This window comes from Nonomuraea sp. K271, assembly GCF_009908215.1.
Taxonomy (GTDB): domain Bacteria; phylum Actinomycetota; class Actinomycetes; order Streptosporangiales; family Streptosporangiaceae; genus Nonomuraea; species Nonomuraea longispora.
The window spans coordinates 123037-134390 of the sequence record NZ_JAAAHR010000001.1 but is presented as its reverse complement, the minus strand read 5'-3'; the positions used below and the strand labels follow the sequence as shown (position 1 = coordinate 134390).

General features: G+C 70.6%; 9 protein-coding genes and 1 pseudogene. 2 read left to right on the top strand and 8 right to left on the bottom strand.

Annotated features, from left to right (window positions below):
* The first annotated feature begins 128 nt into the window (after positions 1 to 128).
* Both GUY59_RS00710 and GUY59_RS00705 read left to right on the top strand, forming a co-directional pair.
* Positions 129 to 620 carry a YajQ family cyclic di-GMP-binding protein gene (locus tag GUY59_RS00710; protein WP_138207847.1) on the top strand — a complete coding sequence of 164 codons (492 nt, stop codon included), beginning with the start codon at positions 129 to 131 and terminating at the stop codon, positions 618 to 620.
* Between the two features lie 203 nt (positions 621 to 823).
* Positions 824 to 1297 carry an NUDIX hydrolase gene (locus GUY59_RS00705; RefSeq protein WP_161714312.1) on the top strand — a complete coding sequence of 158 codons (474 nt, stop codon included), beginning with the start codon at positions 824 to 826 and terminating at the stop codon, positions 1295 to 1297.
* On the opposite strand, the gene GUY59_RS00700 is transcribed toward GUY59_RS00705, so the two are convergent.
* From GUY59_RS00700 to GUY59_RS47225, 8 genes and pseudogenes are all read right to left on the bottom strand, one after another.
* On the bottom strand, positions 1272 to 2762 hold the full coding sequence (locus GUY59_RS00700; protein WP_138207843.1) for a hypothetical protein: 1491 nt from the start codon (positions 2760 to 2762) through the stop codon (positions 1272 to 1274). The genes GUY59_RS00705 and GUY59_RS00700 overlap by 26 nt on opposite strands.
* A 2-nt stretch (positions 2763 to 2764) precedes the next feature.
* Positions 2765 to 3616 (bottom strand): zinc metalloprotease HtpX, encoded by an 852-nt coding sequence (gene htpX / locus GUY59_RS00695; RefSeq protein WP_138207841.1) that lies wholly within the window; start codon positions 3614 to 3616, stop codon positions 2765 to 2767.
* Positions 3617 to 3733: 117 nt separating this feature from the next.
* On the bottom strand, positions 3734 to 5263 hold the full coding sequence (locus GUY59_RS00690; protein WP_138207839.1) for an NADH-quinone oxidoreductase subunit N: 1530 nt from the start codon (positions 5261 to 5263) through the stop codon (positions 3734 to 3736).
* Positions 5260 to 6879 (bottom strand): complex I subunit 4 family protein, encoded by a 1620-nt coding sequence (locus tag GUY59_RS00685; protein WP_330849103.1) that lies wholly within the window; start codon positions 6877 to 6879, stop codon positions 5260 to 5262. The genes GUY59_RS00690 and GUY59_RS00685 overlap by 4 nt, the downstream gene beginning before the upstream one ends.
* Positions 6876 to 8789, bottom strand: a complete 1914-nt coding sequence (locus tag GUY59_RS00680) for an NADH-quinone oxidoreductase subunit 5 family protein (RefSeq protein ID WP_138207837.1) — start codon at positions 8787 to 8789, stop codon at positions 6876 to 6878. Before GUY59_RS00680 ends, GUY59_RS00685 begins: the two co-directional genes overlap by 4 nt.
* 224 nt (positions 8790 to 9013) lie before the next feature.
* Positions 9014 to 9295 (bottom strand): annotated as a pseudogene (nuoK, locus tag GUY59_RS51185) (NADH-quinone oxidoreductase subunit NuoK); the annotation flags it as partial.
* Positions 9295 to 10017 carry an NADH-quinone oxidoreductase subunit J family protein gene (locus tag GUY59_RS00670; RefSeq protein ID WP_138207835.1) on the bottom strand — a complete coding sequence of 241 codons (723 nt, stop codon included), beginning with the start codon at positions 10015 to 10017 and terminating at the stop codon, positions 9295 to 9297. The gene GUY59_RS00670 and the pseudogene nuoK, both read right to left, overlap by 1 nt.
* Positions 10014 to 11285 (bottom strand): 4Fe-4S binding protein, encoded by a 1272-nt coding sequence (locus GUY59_RS47225; RefSeq protein ID WP_330849106.1) that lies wholly within the window; start codon positions 11283 to 11285, stop codon positions 10014 to 10016. The genes GUY59_RS00670 and GUY59_RS47225 overlap by 4 nt, the downstream gene beginning before the upstream one ends.
* Between the last annotated feature and the right edge of the window lie 69 nt (positions 11286 to 11354).

The window sequence follows — 11354 nt, the reverse complement described above, 5'->3', positions numbered from 1 at the left end:
GGGCAACGGGCTGGGGGCCTGCGCCGTGGGCCGATGCTGGCTAGGCTCGTGCGCTGGGTCCGTGCCGTGGCGTACGCCGTACCGGTGGGATCCGGATAGTGCTTTCCGCAGTTGAGAGGATGGGTGTTTTGGCTGATTCGTCGTTCGACATCGTCAGCAAGATCGACCGGCAGGAGGTCGACAACGCTCTGAACCAGACGGTCAAGGAGATCGGGCACCGCTTCGACTTCAAGGGCACGGGGGCGAGCATCAGCTGGTCCGGTCAGGAGAACATCGAGATCAAGGCGAACAGTGAGGAGCGGGCGAACGCCGCACTCGACGTGTTCAAGGAGAAGGTGGTCAAGCGGGGTCTGTCGCTGAAGATTCTCGATGCGGGCGAGCCCAAGCTGTCGGGCAAGGAGTACCGCATGCTGGTCAGCCTGAAGGAGGGCATCGACCAGGAGAACGCGAAGAAGATCTCCAAGATGATCCGCGACGAGGGACCCAAGGGAATCAAGGCGCAGATTCAGGGCGAGGAGCTTCGGGTCAGCTCCAAGAAGAAGGATGACCTTCAGGACGTCATCACGCTGCTCAAGGGTAAGGATCTGGACATCGCCCTGCAGTTCGTGAACTACCGCTAGTTCGCGGGCGTGGAAGCTGGTTCGCGGGCGTGGAGGCGCGACGGCTCCGGTGGCGGCGAAGGGCATACCGGGGCATCGAGGACTCTGAGGCGCCCGGAGGTTCACGGAGATACCCGGGGCACACGGCAGGGCGCGGCGTTCTCGTACGAGGGCGGCGCGGTCCCTCCTGTGCCTCGGGGCCGGCCCACCTATGCTCGTTTGTCGTGACGAAGATCCCTCTGCGCCGTTTCACGGCACGTGCTCTGCCCATCGACGATCACGACCGCGTATTGCTGCTTTATGGCTTTGATCCCGTGCGCCCGGATCAGCCGTTCTGGTTCACGATCGGCGGGGCCGCCGAGGGTGGCGAGACGTTGCAGGAGGCGGCGGCGCGGGAGTTGTTCGAGGAGGTCGGGATGCGGGCGGATCCGCAGGAGTTCACCGGGCCGTACGCATCCAGCGTCATCGAGTTCGAGTGGTCCGACTACGCCATCACGCAGGATCAGACGTTCTTCGCGATCAGGGTCGGGCCCGGCGCGGCGGTGTCGTTCGAGCACATGGAGCAGATCGAGAAGGACACGACGACCGCCTACCGGTGGTGGAGCGTGGCGGAGCTCGAGAGCACCCGCGAGGTGTTCTTTCCCGAGAACCTCGCCGAGATCCTGCGTAAGATCACTGCGGACGGAGGACCCGCGTAGCGCCCGCGATCAGCGCCGTGGCGAGGATCCAGCCGCACACGATCAGCCCGTACGCGAGCCACTGCGTCCATCCCCCCGGGTCGAACATCTCCCGTTGCCCGAACGCGGGGATCGGGAGCAGAAGATCGAAGCTGTAGGCGAACGAGTTGAAATCGGGGCTCTCGTCGGGTTTGAGGGCTCTTGGCGGGTTTATTGCGAAGACGACCGTTCCGACGGCCAGCAGGAGCGTGAACCACATGCCGGCCAGCCAGGGACGATAGCCGTAGCCGACCGCCGCATCCAGCAGCCGCCCCCAGATCCGGCCGCCGAGCCCCTGCGTCTGCCGCCTGGCGCGCAGTTTGGCGAGCTGGGCGCGGCGGGCGAGCGCTTCGTTGCCGTCGCTGATGTACCAGGCGGCCAGTTGCTCGTACGGCTGCGGCCGGAACCCCTCCGGGTCGCGGGTGACCCATTCGATGCGCCGGGCCACGCCCGAGCCGCGCAGGCGGTCGTACGTGAGGCCGTTGAGCCGGAGCTTGGCGGGCCAGGTGTCGGGGTTGTCGTGCAGGGTGCCGACCCTGGTGTGGGCGAGGGTGACGACGCCGTCGATGGGCTCCGACGGCGTGAGTGACAACTCGCGAACCTCCATGTGGCTCGCGTGGAGGGCGTAGCGGGTGTCGGGGCTGTTGAAGGCGCCGCCTAACGCGAGCGTGCCGTTGATGCGGGCGCCGCGTAACCGTACGCAGCCGGATGCCTGGAATCCACCGGAGCAGCGCATGCTGTCCTCGACGACCATGTTGTCGGCGGTCAGGGCCTCCTTGCCGGGATTGCGGAGGGTGGCGCCGTCGAGGAAGAACCCCCCGTTCAGCCGCGAACCGACCAGGCCGACTCCGCCGGTGAGGTCGGCGTTGCGCATGTACATGCCGGCGTCGACGACGATGGAGTTCGCGTGGAGCGCCCACTCGCCGTCGTCGGACACCACCTTGGTGCCGCCCAGCCACAGGCCGCTCTCGAACTGGGCCCGGCTCACGCGGACGGTGCCGGTGACGTGGGAGCCCGAGAGGCTGAGATGGCCGGCGACCCGCATGCCGCCGCCGCTGAGGCCGGGGAAGTGGCAGTCGGTCAGGCGGAGGGTGCGGGTGGCGGAGCCGGTGAGCTGGATGGGTTGGTCGAGGTGGCATCCGCTCAGGACGAGTTCGTACGGGATCGTGCCGCCGACGATCGACAACCGGCCGGTGATTCTGGCGCCGCGCAGGCGTACGGCCGGCGCGGCGCCCCCGCCCTCGTCATGGGCGCCGAGCAGCAATCGGCTGATCACCTCGGCCCTGATCGTACGGTCGGGGCCCCAGGTGTGGCCGTCGGTGGGCGCGTTGGCCCCTGCCGTGCGGCCGGCTCCCATCTCGACCGGGGCCAGCTCGACGAGCCGGCCCGTGGGGAAGGCGTTCCAGAGTTTGCGCTCCGCTTTGGTCAAGCGTGGAAATCGGCCCATCGTCAACGACGATATCCGGCCATGCGCTCGAGTCGGGCGACTCTCTCGGAAGTGGGCGGGTGGGTGGAGAACAGACGGCCGAAGCCGGAGCCGCTGAACGGGTTGGCGATCATCATGTGGGAGGCCGAGGTGAGACGGCTGTTCTCCGGGAGCGGGAGGCGGCGGGCGCCCAGTTCGATCTTGCGCAGCGCCGAGGCCAGCGCGAGCGGGTCGCCGGTGAGCCGCGCGCCCGACTCGTCGGCCTGGAACTCCCTGGTGCGGGAGATCGCCATCTGCACCATTCCGGCCGCGACCGGCCCGAGCACCATCATGAGCAGCGCGCCGACGAAGCCCGGCCCCTCGTCGTCATCCGACCCGCCGAAGAACACCGCGACGTAGCTGAGCCAGGTGATCATCGTGGCCAGCGCACCGGCCACCGAGGAGACGAGGATGTCTCGGTTGTACACGTGTGACAGCTCGTGCCCGATCACCCCGCGCAGCTCGGCCTCATCGAGCAGCTTGGTCAGGCCGTACGTCACGCACACCGCTGCCTTGCGCGGGCTCCTGCCCGTCGCGAAAGCGTTGGGCTGCACGGTCGGCGAGATGTACAGGCGCGGCATCGGCTGCCGGGCCTCGGTCGACAGCTCGCGCACGATCCGGTAGAGCGTCGGGTGCTCGACCTCACCGACCGGACGGGCGCGCATGGCCGACAGGGCGATGCGGTCGGAGAAGAAGTAGGCGACGCCGTTGGTCGCCAGGGCCAGCATCAGCGCCATCTGCGCACCGGTGCCGCCGCCCAACCACGCGCCCACCGCCACAAGGAACGCCGACAACCCGCCGAGAAGAACGGCGGTGCGCAGACCGTTGTGGTGCAAGGCTCCCCCTTTCGTGCCTGGGTTCACCTCAGTCCAACGATGATGACCCGGTGCTTCGTTCCCCGGTGTGCTCAGCTGAAGGCAGAGCGCGACCTTTCCCCTGCGTGCCGTGACGTGTCAACCGAACGCGGACAGAGCGGTGACGTCGAGAACCAGCTGGGGAGCGACCGAGAACAGCACGGCGACGGCGACGGCGAGCCCGATGGCCGACCCCGTGGCCGGGAACGTGCGCCGGGGCGCGGCGTCCCGTTCCGCGGCGGGTGCGAACAGCCGTGCCGTCCAGACGGCGTAGTAGTAGAGGCCGATCACGGTGTTGGCCGCCATGACCAGCGCCAGCCAGCCGGAGCCGCCCTCGACGAGCTCCCTGAAGACGAACACCTTCGCGAACAGTCCGGCCAGCCCCGGCGGCAGCCCCGCCAGGCAGATCAGGCAGAACGCCAGCGCGAGCCCGGCGACGGGACGGCGGAACACCAGGCCGCGGTAGTCGTCGAGCTCGTTGCGGGTGGTGGTCTTCGACACGAGCATGACGACCGCGAACGCGCCCAGGTTCATCGCGGCGTAGATCACGAGGTAGGCCATGGACGCGCCGACCGCGGTGACGCCGTCGGCGGTGACCGTCACGGCCAGCGGGGCCAGGATGTAGCCGGACTGCGCCACCGACGACCAGGCGAGCAGGCGTACGGCCGAACGCTGACGCAGGGCGAGCAGGTTGCCCGCGGTCATGGTCAGCGCGGCGAGCACCGCGACGATCGGGATCCACGTGGCGGCCTGCCCGGACAGCGCGGCCACGAGTACGAGGATCAGCCCCGCGAACCCGGCCGCCTTGGAGACGACCGACAGCAGAGCGGCGACGGGGACGGGCGCACCCTGGTAGACGTCGGCCGCCCAGGCGTGGAACGGCACAGCGGCGATCTTGAAGGCGAAGCCCGCCACGACGAGGACGACGCCGACCGTGCCTACGGCGGGAAGGTCACCCTGGACGAGCGCCACGCCCGGCGCCTCGGCCTGGCCGCCGAACACCGCCTCCAGGCGGGACAGGAAGACCGTGCCCGCGATGCCGTACAGCAAAGAGACGCCGTACAACATGACGGCGGTCGACACCACCGACACGACGAACAGCTTCACCGCGGCCTCGGAGGAGCGGCCGTCGTAACGTTTGAGCGCGGTGAGCGCGAAGACCGGGAGCGACACCAGCTCCAGCGCCACCACGAGCATGATCAGGTCGCGGGACGCGGGCAGGGTGACCGCGCCGACGAACGTACACAGCAGCAGGAAATACCACTCGCCCACCGGGATGCCGCCGCCGGCCAGCTCCGTCATCGACAGCAGCACGACGACGACTGCCGCGACGAGCACCATGCCCGCGAACACCAGCGTGAACCGGTCGGCCACGAACGAGCACTGCGCCGTCGCCGGGTCCGCGAGGCCGGGCGGGACGCAGAACGTCGAGCGCGGCGTGCCGCCCCCGGCCGCCTGGGCGACCACGAACCCCAGGGACACCAGCACGCCCGCCAGCGTGACGAACCCCAGCGCGCCGCGCGTGCGCGGGCGGGCCGGGAGGAACGCGTCGAGCAGCAGCACCAGGCCGGCCGTCAGCGCGAGCACGAGCGGGGGTGCGATGGCGAAGTAGTCGATCTGCTGGATCACGAGGCGACTCCCAGCAGGGTGAGCACGGCGGGGGTGGTGAGCGACAGCAGCAGGCCCGGCCAGAGCCCGAAGAGCAGGATCAGCACGACGAGCGGCGTCCACGCCAGCAGCTCGTGGGTGCGGACGTCGCCCGGCGGGCGCCCCACGTCGTCCAGGACCGCCGGTGGCGGACCGGCCACGTCGTCCGGGACCGCCGGTGGCGGACCGCCCACCTCCTGGAGCACCCGCGCCGCCGGGCGGGCGGGGCGCTGCGGGCGGCCGTGGGTGACGCGGGACAACATGACCAGGAAGTACGCGGCCGTCAGCACCGCTCCCAGACCGCCGATCACCATGTAGGTGAGGAACAGCGGGCGCGGCAGGACGTTCGCCGGCTGGAAGGCTCCGAACAGCGCCAGCATCTCCCCCCAGAACCCGGCCAGCCCCGGCAGCCCGAGCGAGGCGATCGACGCGAACGTGAGCAACGACCCCAGCCGTGGCAGCGTGGCCAGCATGCCGCCGCCCAGCGAAGGCATGTCGGCGGTGTGGTAGCGGTCTTTGACCGCTCCGGCCAGGAAGAACAGCAGGCCGGTGATGAGGCCGTGGGCGACGTTGGCGAAGAGGGCGCCGTTGACGCCCACGGGGGTCAACGTGGCGAAGCCCAGCAGGACGAAACCCATGTGGCCGACGGAGGAGTAGGCGATCATGCGTTTGAGGTCGCGCTGCGCCAGGCAGGCCAGGGCGCCGTAGACGATGCCGACGACGGCGAGCGCGCCGAGCCACGGCGCCACGGCCGCGGCGCCCTCGGGGAGGATCGGGACGGCGATCCTGGCGAAGCCGTACGTGCCCATCTTGAGCAGCACCCCGGCGAGCAGCACCGAGCCCACGGTCGGGGCCTCGGTGTGGGCGTCGGGCAGCCAGGTGTGCAGCGGCCACATGGGCGTTTTCACCGCCAGGCCCACCCCGATCGCCACGAACGCCAGGATCTGCACGGACCTTGCCATGCCGGCGCCGTGGGCCGCGGCCAGCGCCTCGATGTCGAGCGTGCCCGTCTGCGCCCACACCAGCAGCAGGCCGAGCAGCATCACGACCGAGCCGAGCAGGGTGTACAGGATGAACTTGACCGACGCCGCCCTGCGCCCCTCGCCGCCCCAGATGGCGATCAGGAAGTACATCGGGATGAGCACGACCTCGAAGAACACGAAGAAGAGCAGCAGGTCGAGAGCGAGGAACGTACCGATCATGCCCACTTCGAGCACGAGCAACGTGAACACGAGCGCTCTCGGCCGCGCCCTCATGAGCTGCTCACCGGCCCGCTCGCGACCCCAGCACAGGTAGACGAAGCACAGGAACGTCAGCAGGGCCGTCAGCGCGACCAGCGGCAGCGAGATCCCGTCGACGCCGAGGTGGAAGCGGAGCCCCAGCCCGGCGATCCACGGCTGGTCGACCTCGAACTGCGGACGCGCCGCCCCGGCGTAGTCGAACGCCGCCACCATGAGCACGGCCAGCGCCAGCGTCACGCCGGACAGGACCAGCCCGTACGCGCGCAGATGGGGACGCAACGCGTGCGGCGCGAGGAGCAGCAGGAGCGCGCCGACCAGCGGCACCGCCAGGAGCGCGACGGGAAGCCAGCCCATCATGCGAACACCACCGCCCCGACCACGATCAGCAGGACACCCGCCAGCAGCCCGCTCACGTAGAGCTGGACATTGCCGTTCTGGGCGAACCTCAGCGCTCCCGACAGGCCGCGCGCCGACCTGCCCGACCCGCGTACCGCGCCGTCCACGACGTGGTCGTCGGTGCTGACCACGAGCCTGGCCAGGACCATGACCGGGCGTACGAGGAGCGCCGCGTAGAGGCCGTCGACGTAGAACGCCCGCTCGCACGGCACCCGGAACGGCCCCAGCAGGCGGGCCGGGTCGGCGGCGGGGTCGATGCGCCAGAACGCGTAGACCGCCCCCGCCCCGAGGAGGGCGAGCACGACGCTGGTGGCCGCCACGCCGGGCGCGAGGTGCGGCTCGACGGCGAGGCCCAGCAGCAGGGCGGGGACCGCGAGCAGGGCGACGGGTACGAGCATCGAACGCGGGGCCTCACGGCCGGTTACGACGTGGGCGGTGCCGGGCTCGGGCTCGGGCAGCGCGGCGGGTTTCGCCTCGCCGAAGAACGTGCGCAGCCAGGCCCTGGTGGCGTACGCGCCGGTGACGGCCACGGTCGCGAGCGCGCACGCGTACAGGAGCAGGGCGGCCGCGTCGGTGAGGCCCCCGGTCGCGAGCGCGCCGTCCATCGCCACGAGCAGGCTGTCCTTGCTGAAGAAGCCACTGGCCGGCGGGAGGCCCATCAGCGCGGCGAACCCGATCGTCATGGCCGCGAACGTGACCGGCAGCTCCCGGCGCAGACCGCCCATCTGCGACATCAGGTTGGAGCCGACGTGGTGGATGACCACTCCCGCGCAGAGGAACAGCAGCGCCTTGAACGCCCCGTGCGTCACCAGGTGGAAGACGGCCGACGTGTCGGAGCCCGCGGCGAGCCCGCCCGCCATGTAGGCGAGCTGGCTGACCGTGGAGTAGGCGAGCACACGTTTCAGGTCGTCCTGCGCCAGCGCGGCCAGCGCGGCCCCCAGCATGCCCAGCGCGGCGACGACGGCAAGCACGTCGAGCGTGGGCCGGGCGGCCAGGAACGCGGGGAAGAGCCGGGCCACGATGAAGATCCCGGCGGCGACCATGGTGGCGGCGTGGATGAGGGCGCTGATCGGCGTCGGACCGGCCATCGCGTCGGGCAGCCACGTGTGCAACGGCACCTGGGCGCTCTTGCCCGCCACCCCGGCCAGCAGCAACATCGTGGCCGTCACCAGGGTCGCCGGCGACATCTCCGGCACCTTCGCCAGCACGTCGGCGACGCGGAAGCTCCCGGCCGCCATGCCCAGCACGAAGATGCCGAAGAGAAACCCGACGTCGCCCAGACGGGTCACGAGGAACGCCTTGACCGCGGCGCGCGAATTGCCGCGGTCCTCCCACCAGTGGCCGATGAGCAGGTAGGAGCACAGGCCCATGATCTCCCAGCCCACGTAGAGGACAAGGAGGTCACCCGCGTACACGACCAGCAACATCGCGCTGGTGAACAGGCTGATGAACGCGCTGTAGGAGGGATAGCGCGGGTCGTCTCGGAGATAGCCGATCGAGTAGATCTGCACGGCCAGGGCGACCAGGGTCACCAGGACGCCGAGGACGCCCGACAGGTCGTCGGCCTGCAGGGTGAGCGAGATGGGGACGCCGCCGGTGACGATCGTGCCGTATGTCCGGCCGGTGAGGGATGACGTGCCTTCGCCGTTGAGGAAGGCGAACCCGGGACCCCAGGCCAGCCAGACGGCGAGGACGGCGGAGGCGGCCGTGGGCAGGACGGCGATCCAGGCCGCCTTGGTGTTGGCCTGCGCGCCCGCCACTCCGCCCGGTTCGGCCGCCGGGCCTCGCCTGTGGAGGAGGCGGGGAAGCAGCAGGCCCGCGAAGGCGGCCAGGAAGGGCAGGAGCACGGCCAGCAGCGGGAAGGTCGTCATCGCCTGCCCCCTCGCTTGACGGGCTTCTCACCCGCGACGGAATGCCCCTGGTCCAGGACTTGATGCTGGTCTTGATCCAGGCTTCGGTCCTGGCTTGGTGGTGGTGTGCCGGGGTCGTGGCCCTCGTCCGTGGGCGCGCTCGGTGGGGGCTGCGAGCCGCCGGCGGTGAGGGTGCTCGGCACGCCTCGCGGGGCGTCTGCCGGCTCGGCGAGGTCACGGAGGCGGTCGATGTCGACGGTGCGGCGGTTGCGGTAGAGCGCCAGGATGATGGCCAGACCCAGGCCCACCTCCGCGGCGGCGATGACGATGACGAAAAGGGTGAGCACCTGGCCGCTGTGCAGGCGGTCGCCCAGCCACACGTCGAACGCGACCAGGTTGAGGTTGACGGCGTTGAGCATCAGCTCGACCGACATCAGCACCAGGATCGTGTTGCGCCGGGCGAGCACGCCGTAGACGCCGACGGAGAAGAGGAGCGCGGAGACGACCGCCGGGTAGACGATGTGCACTAATGACCCCCGGTCTGCTCGGGTGGCGTGCTGCCCGTGGTCCGGTCGGACGGCGATGTGCCCTCGGGCTGAGCCGAGGGCTGGACGGTTCCGGGCTTGGCCGGAGGCTGGATGGTCTCGGGGTTGCCGGGGAACGGGGTGGCGTCCGGCGGGCCGGAGGATGGATCGCTCGTCTGCTGGGCGGGGGCGCCGCCGGGGATGTCGGTGCGGGACAACACGATCGCGCCGATCAGCGCGGCGAGCAGCAGCACGGACAGCGCCTCGAAAGGCAGCACCCAGGTGGCGAACACGCTGGCGCCCAGCTCTTTGGCGGCTCCCTTGCCGGGACGCAGCGGGGTGTAGGCGGTGCGGAAGCCGTCGATCACCACGGTGACCAGGAGGGCCGCCGTCGCCACCGCCACCACGGCGGCGACCAGCCGGTTGCCGCTGTCGAGATCTTCGGAAGGGCCGATGGGAGCGCGGGTCAGCATGATGCCGAACAACATCAGCACGACCACCGCGCCGACGTAGATCAGGACCTGGACCCACGCCACGAACTCCGCCGTCAGCACGAGGTAGCCGCCGGCCAGCGCGCCGAAGCAGACCACGAGCCAGAGGGCGGCGTGAACCAGTTGCCTGGTCGTGACGACGAGCAGCGCCGATCCGACCGCTACCGCGCCCAGCAGCAAGAAGACGATCTCTTGCCCGGTGGGTGACAGGTAGGAGGGCACCGCCTCGGTCACGACTCCTCCTCGGACTCCCTTGTGTCGTCAGGACCGAGCCGCCCTGGCGGTCGGATGGACCGTGGATCGGCCATCCTGCGCTTGCGCGGGCTCGCGGATGAAGTCTGCTCTGGCGAGCGGGGTTCCGGTTCTGGCCGGCCCGGAGCTGTGGACAACTCTTCGGGAGACGGCCGGCCTGTGGATGAAGCCGGTCCCTCGGGGTGATGGTCTTCGGGTTGAGGCGCCGGTTGTTCCTGTGCAGGTTCATTGGGACGGTCGGCTGGCGGGCGTCCCGCATCAGCCGCCGGTCGCGGATCGGCCGAGGGGTCCGCTGAACCGGTCGCTGCGTCCTCCGGCGCGGTGTCCCCCTGCTCAGGGCTCTCGGTCGGCTGCTCGGAACTCTCGGCCGGGGCGTCGTTCCGAGAGCGGGACGGGAGAGCGCCGGGAGGCCGGATGGCCCGTACGTTGGCCATCGATCTGCGCGGACGCTCGCCGCGACCGTCTGTGGGGCGCGGTGACGCCGCAGCCGTCGTAGGCGTATCCGGCTCCGGCGGGCCGGACGTTGCGCTCTGCTCGGTGGCTCCGGTGGAGGAATCGGACGTACCGGGCGATGAGTCCCCCGCGGATGTCGGCGTACCGGACGGTGTGTCCCCTGCAGATGCCGGGGCACCAGGCGGCGTGTCCCCTGCGGACGCGGGCGTGCCGGGCGGCCCCGCGGTCCCGGGCTCTGGCGCGCTCGTCCCCGGCTCACGTGCAGCAGCCGCGCGTTTCGGCGGCCCGGCCGCGGGGTCCGTGGTGCGCGCGGGGGCCGCTCCCGGCGCCGGTGCGGCAGTTGTACGCCGGCCGGGGGGCGCGTCCTGCGTACCGACGTCTGGAGCGGCGCCGGCGGCGGGCCTCTGTGCGGCGGGAGGTCTCCCCGACGGTGTGGTGCGGGAGGCGCGGCCGGCGGCCGGGCGGCGGGGAGCGGCCGTGAGCTCCTTCGGCGGCTCGGCGCCGGGGTCGTGGGCGGGAGGCGGCGGTACGGTCTGGGTCCAGGCGGCCAGCTTGTCCTTCTCGTGGAGAAGGTTGCGGATGTCACCCTCGGCGTACTCGAACTCCGGTGACCAGAAGAGGGCGTCGAACGGACAGACCTCGATGCAGATGCCGCAGTACATGCACAGGGAGAAGTCGATGGCGAAGCGGTCGAGGACGTTGCGCTGGCGGGCGCGGCCGCCCTCGGGGGCCGGGATGGTCTCCTTGTGCGAGTCGATGTAGATGCACCAATCGGGGCATTCCCGGGCACAGAGCATGCAGGAGGTGCAGTTCTCCTCAACCAGGGCGATAACGCCTCGGCTCCGCGGCGGCAGGGCGGGCTTGAC